The sequence below is a fragment of the Actinomadura roseirufa genome (assembly GCF_900659635.1).
GTDB classification, from domain to species: domain Bacteria; phylum Actinomycetota; class Actinomycetes; order Streptosporangiales; family Streptosporangiaceae; genus Spirillospora; species Spirillospora roseirufa.
On sequence record NZ_CAACVB010000089.1, the window covers coordinates 1 to 22,353 of the forward strand.

The 22,353-nt window shown below is 72.8% G+C and carries 17 protein-coding genes; 4 read left to right on the top strand and 13 right to left on the bottom strand.

The window, feature by feature from the left end; genetic code table 11:
- Window positions 1–263: SelB domain-containing protein (locus E1291_RS19755; protein WP_207400820.1), on the top strand; the 263-nt coding region annotated here is incomplete at its 5' end.
- Complete coding sequence (gene selD / locus E1291_RS19760; protein ID WP_131739312.1) at window positions 260–1,288, top strand: selenide, water dikinase SelD; 1,029 nt, start codon at window positions 260–262, stop codon at window positions 1,286–1,288. The genes E1291_RS19755 and selD, both read left to right, overlap by 4 nt.
- Window positions 1,289–1,324: 36 nt before the next feature.
- Here the strand turns inward: selD and fdh are convergent, their stop codons facing one another.
- The 4 genes from fdh to E1291_RS19780 all read right to left on the bottom strand — a co-directional run bounded on the left by fdh (window position 1,325) and on the right by E1291_RS19780 (window position 8,218).
- A complete protein-coding gene (fdh, locus tag E1291_RS19765; RefSeq protein WP_131739313.1) occupies window positions 1,325–4,552 on the bottom strand; it encodes a formate dehydrogenase in 3,228 nt (1,075 codons plus the stop codon).
- Window positions 4,553–4,654: 102 nt separating this feature from the next.
- Window positions 4,655–5,866: a PP2C family protein-serine/threonine phosphatase gene (locus E1291_RS19770; RefSeq protein WP_131739314.1), complete on the bottom strand. Its 1,212-nt coding sequence runs from the start codon at window positions 5,864–5,866 to the stop codon at window positions 4,655–4,657.
- A gap of 290 nt (window positions 5,867–6,156) precedes the next feature.
- The gene (locus tag E1291_RS19775) at window positions 6,157–6,705 is read right to left on the bottom strand and encodes a MarR family winged helix-turn-helix transcriptional regulator (protein ID WP_165495198.1); all 549 of its coding nucleotides are present in this window, start codon (window positions 6,703–6,705) and stop codon (window positions 6,157–6,159) included.
- A 154-nt stretch (window positions 6,706–6,859) separates the two neighbouring features.
- Window positions 6,860–8,218: a DUF2079 domain-containing protein gene (locus E1291_RS19780; protein WP_131739316.1), complete on the bottom strand. Its 1,359-nt coding sequence runs from the start codon at window positions 8,216–8,218 to the stop codon at window positions 6,860–6,862.
- A gap of 94 nt (window positions 8,219–8,312) precedes the next feature.
- On the opposite strand from E1291_RS19780, the gene E1291_RS19785 reads away from it, so the two are divergent.
- Together E1291_RS19785 and E1291_RS19790 are read left to right on the top strand one after the other, a co-directional pair.
- Window positions 8,313–8,990 carry a response regulator transcription factor gene (locus E1291_RS19785; RefSeq protein ID WP_131739317.1) on the top strand — a complete coding sequence of 226 codons (678 nt, stop codon included), beginning with the start codon at window positions 8,313–8,315 and terminating at the stop codon, window positions 8,988–8,990.
- A complete protein-coding gene (locus E1291_RS19790) occupies window positions 8,983–10,494 on the top strand; it encodes a sensor histidine kinase (RefSeq protein ID WP_131739318.1) in 1,512 nt (503 codons plus the stop codon). Before E1291_RS19785 ends, E1291_RS19790 begins: the two co-directional genes overlap by 8 nt.
- Window positions 10,495–10,501: 7 nt before the next feature.
- On the opposite strand, the gene E1291_RS19795 is transcribed toward E1291_RS19790, so the two are convergent.
- The 9 genes from E1291_RS19795 to E1291_RS19835 form a co-directional block, all read right to left on the bottom strand.
- On the bottom strand, window positions 10,502–11,053 hold the full coding sequence (locus E1291_RS19795; RefSeq protein ID WP_131739319.1) for a flavin reductase family protein: 552 nt from the start codon (window positions 11,051–11,053) through the stop codon (window positions 10,502–10,504).
- 17 nt (window positions 11,054–11,070) lie between these two features.
- Window positions 11,071–11,418 (bottom strand): cupin domain-containing protein, encoded by a 348-nt coding sequence (locus tag E1291_RS19800; RefSeq protein ID WP_242614258.1) that lies wholly within the window; start codon window positions 11,416–11,418, stop codon window positions 11,071–11,073.
- Window positions 11,415–12,875 carry a 4-hydroxyphenylacetate 3-hydroxylase family protein gene (locus E1291_RS19805; RefSeq protein WP_131739335.1) on the bottom strand — a complete coding sequence of 487 codons (1,461 nt, stop codon included), beginning with the start codon at window positions 12,873–12,875 and terminating at the stop codon, window positions 11,415–11,417. Before E1291_RS19805 ends, E1291_RS19800 begins: the two co-directional genes overlap by 4 nt.
- A 49-nt stretch (window positions 12,876–12,924) precedes the next feature.
- A complete protein-coding gene (locus E1291_RS19810; RefSeq protein ID WP_131739320.1) occupies window positions 12,925–13,590 on the bottom strand; it encodes a GntR family transcriptional regulator in 666 nt (221 codons plus the stop codon).
- 80 nt (window positions 13,591–13,670) lie between these two features.
- Window positions 13,671–17,033, bottom strand: a complete 3,363-nt coding sequence (locus tag E1291_RS19815) for a phosphodiester glycosidase family protein (RefSeq protein ID WP_165495199.1) — start codon at window positions 17,031–17,033, stop codon at window positions 13,671–13,673.
- Between the two features lie 247 nt (window positions 17,034–17,280).
- The gene (locus tag E1291_RS19820; RefSeq protein WP_242614259.1) at window positions 17,281–18,450 is read right to left on the bottom strand and encodes a methyltransferase domain-containing protein; all 1,170 of its coding nucleotides are present in this window, start codon (window positions 18,448–18,450) and stop codon (window positions 17,281–17,283) included.
- A gap of 197 nt (window positions 18,451–18,647) precedes the next feature.
- Complete coding sequence (locus E1291_RS19825; RefSeq protein ID WP_131739322.1) at window positions 18,648–19,652, bottom strand: hypothetical protein; 1,005 nt, start codon at window positions 19,650–19,652, stop codon at window positions 18,648–18,650.
- A 148-nt stretch (window positions 19,653–19,800) separates the two neighbouring features.
- Complete coding sequence (locus E1291_RS19830; RefSeq protein ID WP_131739323.1) at window positions 19,801–21,108, bottom strand: helix-turn-helix domain-containing protein; 1,308 nt, start codon at window positions 21,106–21,108, stop codon at window positions 19,801–19,803.
- A gap of 611 nt (window positions 21,109–21,719) precedes the next feature.
- Entirely contained in the window at window positions 21,720–22,310 is a 591-nt protein-coding gene (locus E1291_RS19835) for a TetR/AcrR family transcriptional regulator (protein WP_131739324.1), read from the bottom strand.
- Window positions 22,311–22,353 lie beyond the last annotated feature (43 nt).

A 22,353-nucleotide genomic window follows, 5' to 3' on the forward strand; every position in this document is an offset into this window, starting at 1 on the left:
GGCTGGTCGCGGCGGCGGCCGCGGCGGGCGCGCTGCTGCGGCTCGGCGGCGGCATCGTGCTGCTGCCCGGGGACGACGAGCGCGCGGCGCGGATCCTCGGCGGGCTGGGCGGCCCGTTCACGGTGAGCGACGCTCGCCGCGCGCTGGGGACCACTCGTCGCGTGGCCGTGCCGCTGATGGAGCACCTGGACGCGCGCGGGTACACCGAACGGGTGGACGACCTCCGGCGGCGCTGCCGCGTGCACACGGAAAGGACGACATGACGACCATCGACCAACGTCGGCTGACCCAGTTCGCGCACGGCGGCGGCTGCGCGTGCAAGATCCCCCCGGGGGAGCTGGAGGAGGTCGTCGCGGGGCTCGCCCTCACGCCCGGGACGGGAGGGCCCGCGGGAGGGCGGGGCACCGAGCTGCTCATCGGGTTCGATACCGGTGACGACGCGGCCGTGGTGCGGCTGCCCGGCGCCGCGCACGGCATGGCGGCCGTCGCGACCGCCGACTTCTTCACCCCCGTGGTCGACGATCCCTACGACTGGGGCCGGATCGCCGCCGCGAACGCGCTGTCGGACGTCTACGCGGTCGGCGGCCGTCCCCTCGTCGCGGTGAACCTGCTGGCCTGGCCCCGGGAGGTGCTGCCGTTCGAGCTGGCCCGCGAGGTGCTGCGCGGCGGCCGGGACGTCGCCGCCGAGGCGGGCTGCCACATCGGCGGCGGCCACAGCGTGGACGACGTGGAGCCCAAGTACGGCATGGCGGTGACCGGCGTCGCCGACCCCGACCTGCTGCTGCGCAACGACCGGGGGCGGCCCGGGATGCCGCTGTCGCTGACCAAGCCGCTCGGCGTCGGCGTGCTCAACAACCGGCACAAGGCGACCGGCGAGGTGTTCGAGCACGCGGTGGCCTCGATGGTCGCGCTCAACCGGGAGGCGTCGGCCGCGGCCCTGGACGCCGGCGCCGTCTGCGCCACCGACGTCACCGGGTTCGGGCTGCTCGGGCACCTGTTCAAGCTGGCCCGCGCGTCCGGGGTGAGCGCGGTGGTCCACGCGGCGGCCGTCCCGTACCTGGCCGGGGCGCACGAGTCGGCCCGGGAGGGGTTCGTCAGCGGCGGCACCCGCCGCAACCTGGAGTGGGTCGCCCCGCACACCGACTTCGGCGCGGCGGACGAGGTGACGCGGCTGCTCCTGGCGGACGCGCAGACGTCCGGCGGCCTGCTCGTCGCGGGCGAGATCCCGGGCGCCCCGGTGATCGGCGAGCTGGTGCCCGCCGGGGAGCACGCCATCGTCGTCCGCTGACCCCCGGCCCGGGGAGCGGGCCGGGCGGGTGCCGGGTCAGATCTCGGTGCCGGTCCGGTCGGTGATGCCCGCGCGGTCCCGGTAGCGTCGCACCAGGGCGGTCGCGGCCGGGCCGCGCGGGCGGCGGCCGGGGCGGATGTCGCAGGTCAGCGCCTTGGCCTCCTGGATGTGGGTGTTCGGGTCGAGCGCCAGGTGCAGCAGCTCGTTGGCGGCGTCGCCGCGGCTGTACCCGTTCGGTCCCCAGTGATAGGGCAGGCCGATCTGGTGCAGCGTGCGTCCCGCCACGTCGAGGGGCGTCATCCGCGCGGTGACGAGCACGCGGGCCTCGATGACGCCGCGCGCGGAGACGATCGTGGCCCACTCCCCGTGCCGCAGTTCCCGCTCGGCGGCCAGCTCGGGGGACACCTCGCAGAAGAACTCGGGCTGGAGCTCGGCCAGGTAGGGCTGCCAGCGGGACATGCCGCCCGCCGTGTGGTGCTCGGTGAGCCGGTAGGTGGTCGCGACGTAGGGGAAGACCTCCGACCCCGGCGCGTCTCCACTCGGCTGGTAGAGGTCGTCGGGGTGCGGGGACGGCAGGTGCCGGACGGGGTTGCGCTGCTGCCCGTACAGCGGGTTCGTGACGGGCGACTCCTGCGGCTCGTAGTGCGTCGGCAGGGGACCGTCCATGAGGCCCGCCGGGACGTACAGCCACGCCTTGCCGTCGGCCTGCATGATGAACGGGTCGTCGCCGCGCAGGGCGTCGGGGCCTTCGGCGTCCTCGGGGGGCTCGTAGTCGGGCGCCTTGTCGGGGACGAAGTCGGGGACGTCGTGGCCGGTCCACCTCCCCTTTTCGGCGTCCCACCACACCAGTGCCTTGCGCTCGCTCCACGGCTTGCCGTCCGGGTCGGCGGAGGCGCGGTTGTACAGGATCCGGCGATTGGCGGGCCAGGCCCATCCCCATTCGGCGGCGACCCAGTCCTGCTCCCGGCCGGGCTTGCGACGGGCGGCCTGGTTGACGCCGTCCGCGTACACCCCGGCGTAGATCCAGCACCCGCACGAGGTGGACCCGTCGGGTTTCAGCTCGGTGTAGGCCGAGATCGGCGCGCCGTCGGGGCCGCGGCCGTTGATCTCGGCGAGGACGGCCTCGGCGTCCGGTTCGTCCAGCGGGCCGCTCGTCGGATAGTCCCAGGTCAGGTCGAGGACGGGACGGTCCATCGGGTCGGCCGAGCCGGCGAGCCGCCGCCGGACGAGGCGGCCGAGGTGGTACATGAACCACAGGTCGCTGCGCGTGTCCCCGGCGGGGGCCACGGCCTTGTGGTGCCACTGGAGCATCCGCTGCGTGTTGGTGAAGCTGCCGTCCTTCTCGGTGTGGGCCGCGGCGGGCAGGAAGAACACCTCGGTGCCGATGTCCTCGGTGCGCATCTCGCCGCTCTCGATCTCCGGGCCGTCCTTCCACCAGGTCGCCGACTCGATCAGCGAGAAGTCCCGGACGACCAGCCAGTCCAGCGCGGCCATCCCGAGCCGCTGGAGCTTGGCGTTGGCCGACCCGACCGCCGGGTTCTCGCCCATCAGGAAGTAGCCCTTGCAGTCGCCGTCGATCTGCGCCCTGACCGTCTCGTACGTGCTGTGGGTGCCGGTCAGCCTGGGCAGGTAGTCGAAGCAGAAGTCGTTGTCGGCGGTGGCGGCGTCGCCCCAGTACGCCTTGAGCAGGCTGACGAAGTAGGACCGCATGTTCCCCCAGAAGCCCTTGCGCGCGGCCTCCGCCTCGATGAAGGCGTCCAGGTTCTCGTTGGTGTGCGCGTGCGGCATCGGGATGTACCCGGGGAGCAGGTTGAACAGCGTCGGGATGTCGGTGGACCCCTGGATGGAGGCGTGCCCGCGCAGCGCCAGGATGCCGCCGCCGGGACGCCCGATGTTGCCGAGCAGGCTCTGCAGGATGGCCGCCGCCCGGATGTACTGGACGCCGACGGTGTGCTGTGTCCAGCCGACCGCGTAGGCGAACGCCGTCGTGCGGTCCCGGCCGGAGTTCTCGGTGACCAGCTCGCAGACCTGGAGGAACCGGTCGCGCGGCACGCCGCAGACCCGCTCGACCATCTCGGGGGTGTACCGGGCGTAGTGCCGCTTGAGCACCTGGAACACGCACCTCGGGTGCTCCAGCGTCGGGTCCCTGCGCGGCTCGCCCTCGCCGAGCGCGGCGCCGCCGGACCCGTGCGCCTCGCCGCGGGCCGACTCCGAGACGGCCTCGGTGCGCTCCCCGGCGGCCGACTGCACCTCCAGGCCCTCGTACTGCCAGGTCTGGTGGTCGTAGGAGCGCGTGTCGGAGTCGAGGCCGGAGAACACGCCGTCGAGGTCCTCGGTGTCCTGGAAGTCCTCGCCGAGGATCACCGAGGCGTTGGTGTAGGCCACCACGTAGTCGCGGAAGTACGCACCGGTCTCCAGGACGTGGTTGATGATCCCGCCGAGGAAGGCGATGTCACTGCCGGCGCGCAGCGGGACGTGCAGGTCGGCGAGCGCGCTCGTCCGGGTGAAGCGCGGGTCGACGTGGACGAGCTTCGCGCCGCGCGCCTTCGCCTCCATGACCCACTGGAACCCGACCGGATGGCATTCGGCCATGTTCGAGCCCTGGACGACGATGCAGTCGGCGTTCCGCAGATCCTGCTGGAACGTGGTCGCGCCGCCGCGTCCGAACGAGGTTCCCAGACCGGGAACGGTGGAGGAGTGTCAAATGCGGGCCTGATTCTCGATCTGCACCGCGCCGAGCGCGGTGAACAGCTTCTTGATCAGGTAGTTCTCCTCGTTGTCGAGCGTGGCGCCGCCGAGGCTCGCGAAGCCGAGCGTCCGCCGCACCCGGCGGCCGTCCTGCTCCCACTGCCAGCCGTCCCGCCGGGCCGCCACCACCCGGTCGGCGATCATCTCCATGGCCGTGCCGAGGTCGAGCCGCTCCCACTCCGTCCCGTGCGGGCGACGGTAGAGGACGTACCGTTCGCGGGCGTCCCCGGTGGTCAGCTGGAGGCTCGCCGAGCCCTTCGGGCACAGCCGCCCCCGGCTGACCGGCGAGTCGGGGTCGCCCTCGATCTGGGTGACCCGGCCGTCCTCGACGTAGACGTCCTGCCCGCAGCCGACGGCGCAGTACGGGCACACGGACTTCACGACCGCGTCGGCGGTGCTCACCCGCGGGGTGATCGCCTCGGTGCCCGCGCTCCGCGCGGCGGCGCCGCGGCCCAGCGGGTCGCCGCCGGTGAACTGGCGGTAGACGGGCCATGAGCCGATCCAGCGGCGGACCATGACACCACCCTCCCGCGCGTCCGTCGTGGGCGGCTGGGTCTTACCCGGGCCGCGCCCTCTTATTCGAGCCCGGCGGCGTCAGACGGGTGAGGACCGCCGGGCTCAGTTCCAGTCGAGGCAGACGACGACGGCGTCGTCGGCCAGGTCGTTGTTCTCGTGGTGCTCGATCAGTTCGTTGATGATGGTCAGCGGCACCTCGGCGGCGTCCTGCAGCCGGGTGCGGCGGGTGGCCTGCTCCAGCGCCTGCTTCCCGAACTCGCCGCGCGGCGTGCGCGCCGAGAACACCCCGTCGCTGACGATGACGAGCCGGTCTCCGGGCTCCAGCGCGAACCGCTGCGGGCGGTACTCGGTGTCGGGGAACATGCCGAGCGGCAGCTGCTGCTCCAGCGGGACGCCGGCGACCTCGGTGCCGCGCATCCGCAGGATGCGGGGCGAGCCCGCGTCGATGACGTGGACGAGCCCGTCGGCGAGGTCGATGCGCATGACCAGGGTCTCGGTGAACTCCCGGCCGCGGTAGCGGACGTGGACCATGTCGTTGGCCAGGCTCGCCTGCTCGCCGATGTCGGCGCCGGAGCGGCGGGCGTTGCGCAGCGCGCCGACCGTCAGCGACGTCAGCAGCGCGGCCTGGATCCCCGTTCCCGAGCCGTTGGTGACGGTGAGCACGAGGTGGTCGTGCTCGGTGGACCAGTCGAAGTTGTCCCCGCCGATCGAGTAGGCGGGCTCCAGGTGGCCCGCGAGGCTGAACCGCTCGCCCGCGCAGGCGTGGCCGGGCAGCAGCTGCCACTGCAGCTCCGCGGCGAGCGTGAGGCGCTGGCTGCGCCGGGCGCGCTCGTACCGGTCGGTGTGGCGCCAGGCGACCTTCAGCGCCGTGCCGAGCACCTCGCCGACCTCCGCCAGGTCGTCGGCGTCGCCGTCGCCGAGCGCGCCGTCCGCGCGGATCTCCAGGACGCCCAGGCGCTCGCCGCGGGCGACGACGGGGACGTACAGCAGCGTCCCGCCGTCGTCGTCGGTGTCCTCGACGCGGCGCCGGGAGACGAACGCCCGGCCGGGGGCCGTGCCCTGGATCCGGATCGGCTCGGGGGCCGGCCCGGCGAGTCCGTCGACGGGCTCCGCGGCCGGTCCCGAGACGGGGACGACCCGGTGCGGCCCGACCGGCAGCAGGGCGCGCGAGTGGTAGTCGTTCACCAGCAGGCGGACCGCGGAGACCCGCGGGAACGCGTGCCGGAGCGCGGCGGCCAGCGTCTCGGGCACCGAGTGCGCGGGAGCCGCGCGCAGCGCCCGTTCGACCGTGGCCGGGCGGCCCTGCGTGCTCATGGCGACCCCATCTCCTTCGAACATCTCTGACGTACCGGCCGGGCGCGGCGGGAGCGGACGCGCCGGGGGCGGCCGGGCCCCTCGATCGGCCGTCCGCACGGGGGCGCGGCATGCCCGGCGGGCCCGTCCCGCTTCGGACGGAGGACCGCAGAGGAGAGACTGTCAAAAAGTTTGCCGCATGGCAAATACTTGATATCGAGCCGGGCCGGGCGGGGCCCGCGCGGGCGGGGCGGTCCGGCTCGGCGGTGCGGCCGGGCGGTGTCGCCGGGCGGGGCGGCCGGGCCGCCCGGTCAGGCGGAGCGGGAGCCGAGCGCGCCGGGCAGGCCGGGCTCGCTCCGCTCGCAGGCCAGGCCGAACTCGGTGAGCGCGTCGATCAGCCGGCCCCGGGACGCGGGCGACATCTGGGCCAGCACCTCGCCCACGACCGCGCGGCGCCGCCGGGTCAGCTCGGCCTGCAGCCGCTCGCCCTGGTCGCTGAGCCGGACGATGATCTCCCGCCGGTCGGCCTGCGCGCTCTCGCGCACCACCAGCCCGGCGGCCTCCAGCCGGTCGCACAGCCGGCTCGCCGAGGACGGGATCGCGCCGAGCTCCTCGGCGAGCCCGCCGAGGGTCAGCCGGCCGAACCGCGCGACGGCCTCCACGGCGCGCAGCTGGATCGGCGACACGGCGGGCTCCAGGCCCTGGTCGGCGCGGCTCCACAGCAGCGCGGCCTCGCTCAGCACCCGCTCCACGGCGGCCGTGACGTCGCCCGGCACCTCGGTATCGGCCGCCGGTGGCACGCCGGGCGGTGGCGCGCCGCCCGGATCGCCCGCCGGGAGCCGCGGTCGTCGCTGGGTCACACCCCCGCCTTTCTCAAGGAGCTGTCGGCCTCGCCGCCGGGCGGCGCAGTGCGGCCACCCGGGGCGGCCGGGCCGCGGCCGATAGCCCACGATAAAGGAAGGGCTCCGGCCGTGGTCCGGCCGCGATGCCCGGACGGCCGGGATCGCGGGCCCGTCAACGCCGATACAACATGATCCCGCCGCCCCGTGCCACGGGCCGGTACCCCGACGCGGCGAGTCCCTGGACGGCGACCTCCTCCCTGGGCGGCGGCGGCCCGGCACGGCCGGGGAGCGCGACGGCCGCCCACCGGGGGCGCCGCGCTAGGAAGACGGGGTCGAGCCGGAGGACGCGGCATCGCGCCGTCAGTTGCGGGGCGAGGCGGTTGGCCGCCGCGACGTCCGCCCCGTCCGGGATCACCGCCAGGATCCGGCGCGCCTCGGCGACGTCCGGCGGGACGTGCGCGTAGGACGGCCGCAGCAGCCGTCCGAGCGGCTGCGCGCCGAGCGCGACGGGCACCGTCCCGGCGGCGAGGACGGCCAGCGGCGCGGCGGTCGCGATCCGGCGGCCCAGCGTGCCCGTGCCCGGACGCCGCAGCCGGTCGAGTCCGTCGAGCGCGGCGATGAACACGATCGGCATCAGTACCGCGCTGTAGTGGAAGTGCGTGCCCCACAGGAACGGATTGGACGCCCAGAAACGGGCCAGGAGCGTCGGCAGCGTGAGCAGGGCGAGCGGTGATCGCAGCGCCAGGAAAAGCGTGGCCGCGAACAGTGCGAACAGAGTGTTCCCTTTCATACCGACCGGGGTGAACAAGCGCGTGAAAGGATTCTCGGGCCCATTCTGGGCCACGCCGAAATAATTGTAGGAATGGTCGGGGTTGAATGCCGGGATGATGACGAGGACGGTCAGCGCCGCGGCGGCGACGGCGACGCCCGTCACCACGGCGCCGGCCTTGCGGTCGCCCGTCCGGTAAAGGTGGGCGCCGACGGCGACGACGATGAGCGCCATGTCCTCCTTGACCAGCGGCAGGAGCAGCGCCCACCGGGCCGCGGCCCACGCTTGGCGCCGGACGAGCAGTTCGGTCACGCGGGCTACCACCGGGACGGCGAACGCGACCTCGTGGAAGTCGAAGACGACCGCCTGCTGGATTCCCCACGACAGTCCATAGGCGAGGCCGATGCAGGCGCCCGCTCGGGGGCCGTGCGACTCGGCCGCCAGGCGGGTCACCGGGACCGCCGACACCGCCAGCAGCCCGGCCTGGACGATCAGCAGCGTTACCGGCCCCGGGTAGAGCCGGTAGAGCGGGGCGATGGTGACGAGCACCGGGTGGAAATGGTCGCCGAGGAGGTTGTACCCCGGCGATTTGAAATCGGCCACCGGAGCCCGCAGGTGGGCGTAGTTGCGGACGGCCTGCTCGAAGAGCCCGAGGTCGTATCCGGTGCTCTCCATGCGCCGGTGACGCTGCACCGACAGCGCGAAGTAGGCGGCGAAGAGGACGGCCGCCACGGCCCACGGGATTCGCTGTGGATTTCTCACCGCGACGAGGCTGGCGTGTAGCCGCTGAAGGCCCGCTTAACGAAGCTGAAGAGGTCTTCAGGTTCGGGGCGCGGCCCGCGTGCATACTGGGGCCGTGCGGCTGCTGATGATCGAGGACGAGGAACGGCTCGCGACCGCGCTGAGCCGCGGGCTCCGTGGCGAGGGGTACGCCGTCGACGTCGCCCACGACGGCCGCGAGGGCTTGGACCTCGCCCAGACCCACCCGTACTCCGCGCTGATCCTGGACATCATGCTGCCCGGCCTCAACGGGTACGCGGTCTGCGGGCGCCTTCGCGCGGCGGGCAGCACGCTTCCGATCCTCATGCTGACCGCGAAGAACGGCGAGTACGACGAGGCGGAGGCGCTCGACACCGGCGCCGACGACTACCTGAGCAAGCCGTTCTCCTACGTCGTGCTCCTCGCGCGGCTGCGCGCCCTGCTGCGCCGGGGCGGCGCCGTGCGGCCCGCGGTGCTGCGGGTCGGCGACCTGTGGCTGGACCCGGCGGCGCGGCGCTGCCGCCGCGGGGACGTGCCGGTGCGGCTCACCGCCCGGGAGTTCGCCGTGCTGGAGTGCCTGGCCCGCCGCCCGGACGAGGCCGTCGCCAAGATCGACATCATCGACGCGGTGTGGGACCAGGCGTTCGACGGCGACGTCAACATCGTCGAGGTGTACGTCCGGGCGCTGCGCCGCAAGCTGGACCTGCCGTTCGGCCGCTCGACCATCCAGACCGTCCGCGGCGCGGGCTACCGGCTGTCGGCCCGCGATGCGTGAGCGCCGGGCCCGCCCGCGGTGGGCGCGGCCGTCGGTCCGGGCCAAGGCCGCGCTGGCGGCGATGGCCGCGACCGTGGCCGTCCTCGCACTGGGCGGATACTGGGGCCGCGGCGCCGTCCGCGACCAGTGGAACGCCGAGGCGAAGCGGACGGCGACGCGGGACGCCCTGCAGGTCACCTCGTCGATGGAGGTCGGAGGCGAGCCGAATGCGGTCGCCGGATCCTACGTCGCGATCCTCGCGGACGGCCGGTTGGTCCAGTCGGGCACCGCGATGGGCGACGAGGAATCCTGGTACGGCCAGACGGCGAACCGGCAGGAGGACTCCGCTTTCGGCAGGCCCTGGCTGGGGCTGAAACCGGCGGTCGGCTGGACCGTGCGGACGATCCGGGTGCCGGACATCGGCGTGCGGACCTTCGTTGTCGGGACCACCGACCCGCTCGCCCCGGACAAGATCCGCGCGCGGTTCGACCTGGAGTCGCGGACCCCGCAGCGGGTGACGGTGTACGCGGTCGTCTCGCCCGAGCGCGCCGCGACGGCCGTCGCCACCCTCGACCGCGTCCTCGCCCTGGGCGGGCCCGCCGCCGTGCTGTTCGTCGGCCTGACGGCGTGGCTGGTCACCGGCCGGGCGCTGCGCCCGGTCGAGGCCATCCGCGCCGAGCTGGCCGACATCACCGAGGGCGCGCTGGACCGGCGCGTCCCGGTCCCGGCGGCCGCCGACGTCGTCGCCGCGCTCGCCCGCACGACCAACGAGACGCTCGACCGGCTGGAGCGCGCGGTGCTGCGGCAGCAGCGGTTCGTCGCCGACGCCTCGCACGAGCTGCGCTCGCCGCTTGCCGCGCTGCGCGGTGCCCTGGAGATCCCGCTGACGCGGCCCGAGCGCGCCGACTGGCCCGCCGCGGTGTCGGCGGCGCTCGCCGACACCGTCCGCCTTCAGCGTCTCGCCGACGATCTGCTGCTGCTGTCGTCCGGCGACCGGGCCGCGCCCGCCGGACGAGGTCCGGAGCGGGCGGTGGACCTGGCCGACCTCGTGGAGGAGCAGATCGCCGAGCGGGCCTTCACCGCGCGGACGCCCGCGTTCGGCTGCGACGCCGAGCGGCCGGCGCTCGTGCGCGGGGAGGAGGTGCGGGTCGGCCGCATCGTCCGGAACCTGCTCGACAACGCCGCCCGGCACGCCCGCTCCTCGGTGCGCGCGACCGTCCGGGCCGAGCCGGGGCCGGGCGCGGGCACCGTCGTGCTGACGGTCACCGACGACGGGCCGGGCGTGCCCGCCGCCGACGCCGAACGGATCTTCGACCGGTTCGTCCGGCTGGACGAGTCCCGCAGCCGCGCGGAGGGCGGCGCGGGCCTCGGCCTGCCCATCGCCAGGGAACTGGCCGCCTCGCTCGGCGGGACCGTCCGGCTCGACGGCGGTTCCACCTTCGTCGTCCGGCTGCCCGCCACCGACCAGGACGACGAGCCCGCCGCGGGGCCGGACGCCCTGACCGACGCCCGGCCCTCCGGTTAGCGGATCATCAGAAGAACCAGGAGTGGGGCGACTGCCCCCGCCCCGCGAAACCGCCGAAGCCGCCGCCGAGGAACGCCAGCGGTACTCCCTCGCGGTCGCAGGTGCGCCGCACGGCGCCGAAGACCACGACGTGGTCCCCGGCGACGACCTGCCGGTCGACCTCGCACTCCAGGTGGGCGAGCGCGTCCGGGACGACCGGCACGTCGTGCTCGCCGTAGCTGAGCGGCAGCCCGGCGAAGTGGTCCTCGCCGCGGCCGGCGAATCGCAGCGCGATGGGCTCCTGCCGGGCGGCGAGGATCGACACGGCGAACCGGCCCGACTCGGCGACCGCGACGGCGGTCCGCGCGCGGGAGCCGAAGCAGACGAGGATGAGCGGCGGGTCCAGGGAGACCGAGGTGAGCGAGTTGAGCGTCATCCCGTGCGGGTCGCCGGCGGCGTCGACGGTGGTGATGACGGCGACGCCGGTGGCGAAGCGGCCCATGACGCGGCGCATCGCCGCCGAGTCGACGCCGTCGCCGGCCGACAGGGCGGGGTGGCCCGGGGTGGTGGTCGCGGGCATGGCGTTCCCTTTCGTTCTCAGGGGCGGTAACGGACCTCGAAGGTGAGGCAGCCTTCCTCGCTGCGCCAGGGCCCGTGCTCCATGCCGGGCGGTCGGCAGGCGTACATTCCCGCGGTGAAGGTCTGACCCAGCCGCAGGTCGGTGATCGCCCCCTCCAGGATGTAGACCTCCTCCCAGAAGTCGTGCGCCTGCACGCCGTTGGGCGTGGTGTCGGTGCCGGGCTCGAAGCGCAGCATGCGGGTGGCGACCCCGGTGGCACCGTCGGCCGCCAGGATCCGCTCGGTCAGCTCGGGGACGTCCCCCGCGCAGGGCGTGAACCCGATCGTCTCGGCGGGGAAGAACTCGTGCTCGGGCTTGGCCATCATGATCCGTTCGTGGAGGGGACGTCGGTGTAGCCGGAGAGGAACGCGTCGACGTCGGCGATCGCGTCGTCGTAGCCGAAGTTGCGGTAGGCGTAGCCCTTCGCGACGAACGGCGCGCCGGCGTAGAACATCTCGTACTGGTGGTGGCGGCCCGCGAACTCCGACCCGACGGCGTCCCAGACGAGCTTGAAGAGCTTCACCCGCTCGGCGGCCTCGACGCCCGGCGACTGGACGTAGCGGTCGATGTCGGCGCGGGTCACCGGGTTGTGCAGGTCGGCGACGCTGGCGGGCAGCTGCAGCACCCCGCCGCCCGCGAGGTCCCGCAGGATCGCCAGGACGCGCGGGTACAGCTCGGCCTGGAGGCCCATCGCCCCGTAGACGGCGCGCGCGTCCGGCCGCCACATCCCGTTGCCGTCCGGCGCGGCCCGGTACTCGGCCGCGAACACCGCGGACTCGACCAACGACGCCAGCCCCGCCAGCTCGCCGAGTTTCTCCTGGACGCCGGGGATCCGGTCGACGCCGTTGACGGCGGCGATCTTCCCGGCGAGGCCGCCGAGGAAGCGCAGCTTCACCGCGAACCGGATCTGCGCCTGCCAGTTGCCGAGGACGTGCGCGCCGGTGTCGAAGAACTGGCGGCGCAGGCCCGGCACGTCCCGGTCGACGAACACGCGCTCCCACGGCACGAACACGTCGTCCAGCACCACGAGGGCGTCGGTCTCGTCGTAGCGGGCCGACAGCGGGTAGTCGTAGGGGTCCCCGGCCGTCGCGTACGGGCGGCGGCAATGCAGCTTCAGCCCCTCGGCGGACACCGGGATCGTGAAGCCGACGGCGAAGTCGCGGTCGTCCGGGGTGAGCGGCTTGATGCAGGAGATGAAGATCTCGTCGGCGACGGCGGCGCCGGTGGCGAGCATCTGCGCGCCGCGCACGACGATCCCGTCCGGGCGCTCCTCCACCACGCCGGCCTGGACGAAGTCACCCTCCCACGCGTGCGCGGTGGTGGCCCGCGACACCTGCGGCGGGATGATCGCGTAGGAGACGTACAGGCTCTCCCGCAGCACCCGCCGGTGGAACTCCAGCACGCCCGCCGACAGGTCCCGGCGCTCGGTGACGAACGACCGCGGTGACGAGGCGAACGCCGCGATGAACGCCCCGACGTGGTCGGGACTGCGGCCCACCCAGCCGTGGGTGTGCCGCGCCCAGGTCTCGATGGCCCGCCGCCGCGCCGTCAGGTCCTCCCGGCTGCGCGGGATGGAGAACACGAGGTTCGCCTCCTCGCCGGTCTCCGGGGCACGGTAGGTCATCTCCCGGGCCGGGTCGGCGGCCAGGTCGAACAGCTCCGCCATGGTGCGGGCGATCGGCGCGAACGCCGGGTGGTGCGCCACGCTCTCCACGCGCTCGCCGTCGAGGTAGATCTCCCGGTCGTCCTTCAGGGACGCTAGATACTCGGCTCCGGTGCGCATCACGTCGCCCTCCTTGCTGTTCCGTGGTGGCGGGTCCGCCGGGCGCGCGTCATCGCCCGTTCCAGTTCGCCACGGCGGGCAGCCGCAGCGCCGCCAGCGTCCCGCCGAGGTGCGCCGCGAGCGCCTCCGCCGACCGCAGCGGGTCGCCGGAGCGGACCGCCGCCACGATCGCGGTGTGCTCGGCCAGCACGACCCGGGCCCGGTCCTCGGTCGCCGCGATGGCCCGCAGGCCCATCCGCACCTGCCGGTCGCGCAGCGTCTCGTAGAACTCGGCCAGCACCTGGTTGCCCGCGCTCCGCACGATCGCCCGGTGGAAGGCCCGGTCGCAGTCGATGAACCCGACCGGGTCGTCCATCAGGCCCTCCTGGCGGCCGATGAGCTCCTCCAGTTCGGGCACGAGCGCGGCCGCCAGCGGCGCGGCCCGCCGCACGCACCAGTCCTCCACCAGCTCGCGGGCCTGCATCACCGCCTCGATGTCGGCGTCGGAGACCGGGGGCACGAAGGCGCCCTTCTTGGGCATGATCGTCAGAAAGCCCTCGGTCTCCAGCCGCAGCAGAGCCTCCCGCACCGGTGTCCGCGACGTGCCGGTCGCCTCGCACACCTCGGCCTCGGTGAGGAACGTCCCCTCATGCCGGGGCAGCGAGGCGATGTGCCGCTTCAGCCAGCGGTAGGTGGTGTCCTGGGCACTCTCGCGCGATCGTTGTGGGCTGCTCATAGGCGTAATGTATACAACGCCTGAGAGAGGGCACAAGTGCGGCGTTGAGCAGCGCCTTCGCGGGTCCGTCCCGCTCCGGATCAGCCCGTGACGGTGAGCTTCGCGGTGGCGGAGCGGGCACCGGACGCGACGGTGATCGTGACCTCGCCGGGGCGGACGCCGGTCAGCTTGCCCGAGGACAGGTCCAGGACGGCCCGGACGCGCGGGTTGGCCGCGAGCGCCCGCGCCCTGTCGGCCGTCTCGGCGACGCCGAGGGCGCCGTCGCCGCTCCAGGTGACGCTCGCCGGGTAGCGCAGCGGGAAGCCGAGGCCGAACGAGGACGTGACGCCCGTCGCGCCGGCGTCCTGGGACGCGCCCACCGCGAGCGTCGCGGGCACCGCGGTGTCGATGCGGTCGATCAGCGGGTTCGTCCGGGCGACGAGCCAGTCGAGCGTGTTCGGGTTCGGCCGGCCCGGGTCGACGCGGCGCGGGGTCGGGTCCGCGCCGACGAGCATCCACCCGAAGAAGCCGCCCTTCTCGGGCGAGCTGTAGGGGGTCTTGCCGACCGCGGGCGTGGTGACCTCCAGGACGCCGTCCGCGCGGTCCGCCGACGCGGTGTGCGCGTGCCCGGTGAACAGGGCGGCGGGCTTGCCGGCCGTCTCACGGAACCCGGTCAGCCAGCGCTCGACCAGCCGCGCCTCCATCTGGTCGGAGTACTGCGACGAGCCCGCCCCGGACGGGTCGCGCAGCGGGTGGTGGAAGAAGACCACCACCGAGCGGACGGACGCGTCGCGCGCCGCCTTGTCCAGCTCCTCCTTGAACGCGGGCACCTGCGACCAGTCGGAGGAGCGCAGCCCACCGAGCGTCGTGTTGAGGGTGATGAAGCGCGTCCCGGAGCGGTCGAACACCTCGTGCGTGGGCCGCCCGGTCGTCTTGGTGAAGTTGGCCAGGGTGCCGGTGGCCGTGGACCCCGACTCGTGGTTGCCCGGCACCCAGTGGACGGGGATGTCCGCCGGGACCGTCTGCTTGAGCAGGTTCTCGGCGAACGTGAAGTCCTCCGGGTTGTTGGTGTCGACGAAGTCGCCGTTGACCACGATGAAGTCCGGCTTGGCGGCGGCGGCCTGGGTGAGCGCCTCCCGGGCCTGCTTCGCCGGGAACGAGCCCTCCCCGGCGGCGGCGCTGACGTGCAGGTCGCTCATCACCGCGAACCGGAACCGGTCCCCGCCGATGGCGCGCTGCTGGAGCACGAACGGGTCCGGCTGCGCCGCGGCACCGGCGGGCGCCTCCTGGCCGACGAGCGCGGTCAGCGCGTCGAAGCCCAGCTCACCGGCGTCCTTGGAGAGGTTGGACGTCTCCACGATGTAGAGGTTGAGCAGCGTGATCGGGTCGGAGAAGCCGTCCGGCAGGGCTCCCTCCACCCACCGCCATCCCGTCCAGTCGACGGTGGTGGCGAAGGTGAACGGCACGTTCGTGGTGCCCTGCGAGCGGAGCGTCGCGCGCAGCCAGTGCTTCTTGCCGTCGCCGTTCACCCACATCCCGAGCCGCCGCGTCCCGGCGGGCAGCGTGATCGGGTTCGGCTTGATCGTGGCGTATCCGGCGGACGTCCCGGACGTGCCGGTGAAGTCGTAGCTCAGCTTCAGCGCCTGGTTGCCCGCGGGCGCGCCGGGCCGTCCCGACCCGTCGACGGTGGCGACCGAGGCGGTGCCGCGCGCGGCGGACGCCACCCACGTCTCCCCGGCCCCGAACTCGGCGAGCGCCTTGCGCCTGAGCCCGACCGACACCGGCAGCCGCATGGTGCGGCCCTGGACGGTGGCGGTGAGGTCGCTCGCCCGCCCGTCGGCGCCCGCCTTCCCGGTCACCTTGAGGCTCCCGTCGGGCTGCGCGTCCACGTCGAGGACGGACGCGTCGAACTCCAGCCGCAGGTCACGCGGCGCGACCGGCGCGGCGAAGCCCTCCTCGTCCCGGCCCGTCACCCGGACCGTGGACGACCCGCCCGCGTCCAGCGTCAGCGTGGGGGAGCTGAACGACAGCGTGTGCAGCGGCCCGAGCACCCGGATCGGCGCCGAGCCGGACACGCTCTTCGTGCGGGCGGTCACCCGGGACGTCCCGGAGTGCCCGGCGCGCAGCACGCCGTCGCGGACCTCGCCCACGAACCCGGCGTCCCACCCGAGCGGCGTGTCACCGGCGTCGACGGCCGCGTAGGTCTCGTCGTGGCCCGCCGCGGAGACGCCGACGGTCAGGCCGGGGAAGACGCGGTCGGCGGTCAGCCGCACGTCGAGCCCCTGCAGCGTCCCCGACCCCTTCGCCGTGAACAGCCCGACGCCGTTGGGAATCGGACGCTCGCCGCCGTCCGACGGCGTGTTCACCACGCTCACGCCCCGGTCGCCGGGGGTGCGCGCCACCATGTCGGACGACCCGCCGCCGTCCAGCATGAACGCCTCGTGGGCGCCGAGCCGCGCCATCAGCCGCGCCATGTCGTCGTAGGTGAGCCCGGCGGAGAAGTTCGCCGAGCCGTCCACGGTGACCAGCAGCAGCCGCTTTCCGCCGCGCGCCCACCCGATCGCCGTCCGCGGCTTCAGCGCGTCGTTGCCGGTGGACGGCGGCAGGTCGATCGCCTCGCCGTCGCGGACCAGCACCTCGTTGCTGCCGAGCGCGGTGCGCAGCTTCACCGGCGAGTCCGAGCGCAGCCCGAAGTCCAGCTCCGCCGCGTCGCCGGCCCGCGCCGCCAGCGCGGCCGCCGCCGTCCCGCGGCCGACGACCACGAGCCCGCCGTCCGGCACCGGCGTCGCGGTGATCCGGTCGTTCACGGCACTGACCTTGCCCGCCGTGACGACGACCTCGGTGTAGGGGCCGGAGCCGGCGGTGAGCGTGCGCAGGCCGGGGCCCCACTGGTCGGTGTAGACGGTGATCCCGTTCGCCGCGGCGGACGCCGCGTTCAGCGCGTTCACCGTGTGCGCGGCGCCGCCGACGGTGACCTTGCCCTCCAGCAGCACGTCCGCGAGCCGCGCCGCGCCGTCCTCGCCGATCGCGGCGACCGTGGACTTCTGGTCGGTGCCCTTGCGCGGCACGCCGTCCTTGATCTCCGGGCCGATGGCGGCGTTGGTCTCGTTGATGTCGTAGAAGTCGCCGTTGATCCCCGCGACGGCCCCCGCGTCGTCGGCGGCCTTGGACAGCTTCCGCGTGTCGGTGACCTTCCCGCCGAGCAGCCCGCCCCGCACGTTCTGGCCCAGCTCCGCGTTCAGCACGTGCGCCCGCGTCCAGCCCGTCTTCCCGAACGTGTCGAAGGTCGTCCGGACGATCCCCGGCGCCACGACCCGGTCGACCCGGCTCGCCTCCACCGACTCCCCGGGAACGGCCGTCTGATACTTCGGCCCCGGATCCGGGTCCGGATCCGCCCACGCCGACGGCGCCTGCAACCCCAGACCGCCCGCGAGAACCGCCACCACCAGCGCGGATGTGCGCATGTTCCACCCCTTAAACGACATCCGGAAGCTAGGACCGACAAGAGTCGATCATGGAAATGCACCCCTGCGCCCCGATGACCCCCGGAGAAACGCCAGGTGGGAGCCAGAAGTCCAGACCGGTACCGGACGGTCCCAGAACCGCCCGTCCCCTGCTCAGACGAGGGCGGCGGGGCCCGGCCGGGAAGCCACCGCACGCACTTCCCGGACGGCCGGACGATCCCACTGCCATCGCCCGTGTGCCGGGCCGCTACCGGTGGTGTCGCCGGTCGATGCGGTGGTCTTCGTCGTCGAGCCAGACATGCTGGCCGTCCGGGGTCACGGTCAGCCCCCACCGGTCAGCGCCCGGCTGCCCGAGCCCGTCCCACCACCGGTAAGCGGCCTCCACCTCCGACCACAGGTCCCGCTCCCCGAACTGCCGGACCGGGAACGACTCCGCGCCGCTCTGGTGTTGCAGGCTGGCCCACGATTCCGACCACGGGTCCACCAGCCACACGGTGTAGCCGCCGTTCCCGTCGTCGCGGGTGACGATCAGCTCGCAGCGCGGTACACGTAGCCCGACCGCCAACGACGCGTCGTACTCACCCACCGCGTGTGAGGGGTGCAGATCGGTGGTCGACCGCCGCGCCCCGTCGGCATCCTGGACGTGGCGGGTCAGGGAGGCGCGCTTGCCGCGCTGGGCACGTAGGCGCATGAACTGCACGTTCCCCACGATCCGGCCCCGCATCGTGTGGTCCGGCCCGACCTCGAATGACACCAGCGCGCCGTTGTGAAAGTCGGTCGTCCACGGCACCAGCACCCGACCACCCGGCCGCGTCTGCAGCCCCCAGGCGTGCGGGATCTGGTCGGCCGCGACGGTGGCAATGATGCGGTCGAACGGCGCGAACCCCGGATACCCGAGCGCCCCGTCACCGGCCGCGACCGTGATCTTGTAACCGGCGTCCCACAGGACGGACCGGGCGCGGTCGGCCACTACGGGGTCGACCTCCACGCTGGTGACGTTGTCGTTGCCGAGCCGTTCAGCCAACAGCCCCGCGTTCCACCCGGTGCCCGTGCCGACCTCCAGGACCGACATGCCCGGCTCGACCTCCAAGGCGGCCAGCATCAGCGCGACGACGTTGGGGCGGCTGGCTGAACTGGTGGGCTCGTCCCCGACCTGCCCTGGCCCGACCGGGCTGCCGTCGTCCACCTGCGTGACCACGAACTCGTTCGCGTAACACAGCTCCAGCCACGCGGCTTCGTCGTCGGCACGGTGCACAGGAACCATGCGGGCACCGTCCTGAGTCCACACGGTGTCGGGGATGAACCGATGCCGGGGCACCGCCTCGAACACCGCGCGCCACTCCGACGTCAGATCACCGGCGTTGACGAGCTCGGCCACCAGACGTGCCGAGAGTTCGGACAAGTCGGACACGGTCACGTGCCGTCCTCGCCATGCTTGCCCATCACGAACTCCCTTCGCCGCCCGCGCAGCCGACCGCCACGCGGAAGTCACCTAACCGTGCTCCGCAAGGTGGTGCGGGGACGATGGCCCCGTTCCCTTGCGGAAACGGTGAGAACGGACGTGCGGCCCCCGTTACGGGCGCGCGCACCACCCCGGAAGCACTGCCTCCCTGATCAGGAGAGGGCGGCGGGGCTTTGCAGGGAGGTCAGCGTGTGCAGTTCGCGTACGGCCGGGCGGTTCCGCTTCTCCATGGGTACGGCGCGCAGGACGATCCTCCCCGTTTCGATGATCAATTGGGTCCGACGGGCCGGCGGTAGCGCGGTGAGGATCTCAGTCGCCTGCTGTGCACCGTGCTCGGCTCCGCCGTTGGCCACGGTGCACAGGGCCTCATGGAGACGGACGTTCACCGGGTACTGGTTGCCGCGAAGAGCGGTGTTGGTCAAGACGGCTTCGCGAGTCTCGTCGGCCTTCGCCTCGCGTCCGGCGGCCGCGTGAACCCAACTGGCCGAGAAGTGCACCCGGGCGTCCCAGAGGGTCGGCAGGATGCTCCCCGAGTGCCGACCGCCCGCAAAGTCAGTGTGGGTGTTCAGTGATTGCAGGGCCTCTTCGTGCCTGCCCTGGAGTGCGTATGCCTTGGCTCGGGTTCCGGCGAGGTCGGCGCTCCAGCAGGAGGGCGCTCCTCCGGTGAGCTGCTCGGCATCGTCGATGAGCTGCAGAACGGTAGCCGGAGGGCGTTGCCCGTAGAGTCCGAACTCGACCTCCCCGCAGCGGACCAACAGACGCAGGTCCAGATCACCGCTGGCGTCAGCGGCGGCTTTGGCGGTACGCCACCAGTGGACGGCAGCTGAGTGATCGCCGAGCCGGGTGAGGGCGTTGGCGCAAAGCCCGGAGAGTGCAGCCACGACTCGCTTCATCTCGGCCACCTGATCGGGCTTGGCAGCCGAGAGCTGACGCTGGGCAGCGACCAGGTCGACCAACAGGCCGTCGCGGACTTGCGCGGGTGGACGGGTGAGGACCGCATGCTTGTGGTCCGACAGAGTGACCTGCCAGGCGGCAAGGTCGCGGGGTTCGCTGTCGAGGGTCAGAGCGAGGAGTTGGCGGATTGGCTCGCCGGTGGCGCCGAGGGCGCTGGCGCTCATCCCTAACGCGGCGAGCTGGAGAATCGTGCGACGCTCCATGTCGTCGTCCCTTGTGTGGAGGGGGATCGGTGTGCAGCCGAGGTACCACGGGTCGATGGCCCCGTCCCCTCGCGGAGGCGGTGAGAACGGACGCGCAGCACCCGCTACGGACGCGTGTTCAGTCTGGATGCACTGCGTCCGCATTCAGTCAGGCGAGGACGGCGGTGCCCTGCCGGGAGGTCAGCGCACGCAACTCGCGGACGGCCGGACGGTCCCGCTTCTCCACGGGCACGGCCCGGAGTACGGCCTTCCCCGTCGCGTTGATCATTTCGCTTCGCTGAGCGGGCGGCAGTTCGGCGAGGATCTCGGTCGCCTGTCGGGCACCGCGCTCGGTTCCGCCGTTGGCCACGGTGCACAGGGCCTCATGGAGACGGACGTTCACCGGGTACTGGTAACCGCGGATGCGGCCGAGAATGTACTCGCGTTCCTGATCGGCCAGAGCCTCGCGTCCGGCGCCGGCATGAATCCAGCTCGCCGAGAAGTGCACCCGCTTGTCGCTCCACAGCGTCGGCAGGATGTCGAGCGCGGGTGCTTCTCCGGTGAAGCTCGCAAAGGTGTTCAGCACATTGTGGGCTTCGTCGTGCCTGCCTTGCAGGGTGAACGCCGTGGCTCGCGTCCCGGCGAGTTGCGCTCTCCAGAAGGGCACCGGTGCCTCGGTGAGCCGGTCTGCGGTGTCGGCCAGGTGCACGACCGTCGCGGCATCGCGCTGCCCGTAGAGCCCGGACTGGGCCTCATCGCAGCGGATCATCAGGCGTAGGTCGAGATCGCCAGTGGCGTCCGCGGCGGCCTTGGCCGTACGCCACCAGTGAATCGCGGCCTCGTGGTCGCCGAGCCTGGTAAGCGCGTTTGCGTAAAGGTAGGAAAGTGCGGCCACGACCCGCTGCAACTCGATCGTCTCGTCCGGCCCGGTGGTCGGTAGCTGCCGCTGAACCGCGAGGAGATCGACCGTCAGGCTGTCGCGAACCTGGGCCGGTGGGCGGGTGAAGATCGCATGGAGGTGGTCTGCAAGGGCGAGGTGCCAGCCATCGATGTCGCGGGGTTCGCTGTCGAGGGTCAGGGCGAGGAGTTGGCGGATCGGTTCGCCGGTGGTGGCGAGAGCGCTGGCGCTCATCCCTAACGCGGCGAGTTGCAGAACTGTGCGGCGCTCCATGTCGTCGTCCCTTGCGTGGGAGGGGGTCGATGCTCCCACGGTACTGCCGGGTATGGCGGATGTGTCCGGTATGTCGAACAGCTCTTCCACGGTGGTGTCGAATACGGTCGCGTAGGCGTGGGCCCACGAGGTCGGGCGGTGCTGTCCGTATTCGTGCCAGGTGATCTGGCGGGCCAGGCTGCGGATGTTGCCTTGTGTTATGCCCATGGTTCGGTACATCCGGCGGGCCAGCTCCGGTTTGGTCCAGCCGCGGGTCTCGCGTTCTGTCTTGATCCGGTCAGCCCATTCGGGACGGGAGCCGTTCATGGCGCACCTCGCTCGACCAACGGCGGATGAATGATGTCGCTGTCCTAGCGGCAGTATGAGCCTTCCGGCGCCGGTACGTGCAGGGATTCACGCAGGGTGACCGGAACGGGGGGAAACATCCGGTGTCATCCGGCCGCGATCATGGAACGCGGCCCGCGCCGGGGAGCGGACACCCGGCGCGGGCCGCGAGTGAGGCAGATCCTGCCGCAAGGCATCGTGCGTTGTACGAGTCGTCGATGAATTCATTCGATTCTGAAATTTCACGTTCAGACGGTTCCGTTGAAATGAACTCCAGGGAAACCCGCCGGTGCGGCACGGTCCCCGCTCGCCGCAACGGGGACGCGGCGAGCGGCCCGCCGCCCGGAAGGGCCGTCAGACGGTCGGATGGTTGCACCGTGGGTTACGGAAGAGTGCGACCGAAACCGGCGCGGCGCCCTCAGAGGGACGGCCCCGACGAATGCGAAGCCGTTCCCAAAGAACCGGCGATGATCATTTGAGTTGACGATCTTCTTGCCGTGTCACGTTGAGACGGTGTTTATGCAGGTGAGAGTCGCGCCCCGAGTTCCATACCGTCGTCGCAGAGGAAATCCGGCCGCCTGCCGAGCCGCCCGTCAGGTTCCGTCAGGTTGGTCCGGGGGGCGGTCGGAAGAGGTGGGTGGGGGAGTGGCTAGGGCGCGGACGGCGTTGGCGACCGCGCCGCGGAGGCGGTCCTCGGTGTAGTCCGGGCCTAGGATCATGCGCCGGAGTTGCGGCATCGCGAGGCTCCAGCCGACCAGGCCGAGGGTGAAGAACGTCAGTGCCCGGGGGTCGCCGGCCGTCCCGGCGGCGTCGACCTTCTCCTGGTAGTGCGCCGTGCGGGCGGCCTCGTCGGGGACGGGGGAGTCACCGAGCTCCAGGGCCTCCCACAGCAGGAGCCGCAGCGCCTCCGGATGGGCCCGGTGGTAGTCGAACAGGCGCTCGGCGTACCCACCGAGATCCCGGCCCTCGGGCGGGACGGCCTCGGCCAGCTCGGTCATCAGCCGCTCCAGGACCGCGGCGAACAGCGCGCCCTTGTCGCCGAAGTAGTCGTAGATGGCGCGCTTGTTGGCCCGCGCGCTCGCGGCGATGCGGTCGACGCGGGCCCCGGCCACGCCGTGCTCGGCGAACTCCGCCGCCGCCGCCGTCAGGATGCGCTCTTTGGTCGCCGCCGAGTCGTAGGCCATGACCCCATGGTAACGAACCAGTTCGTTTGACCGGGACCGGGAT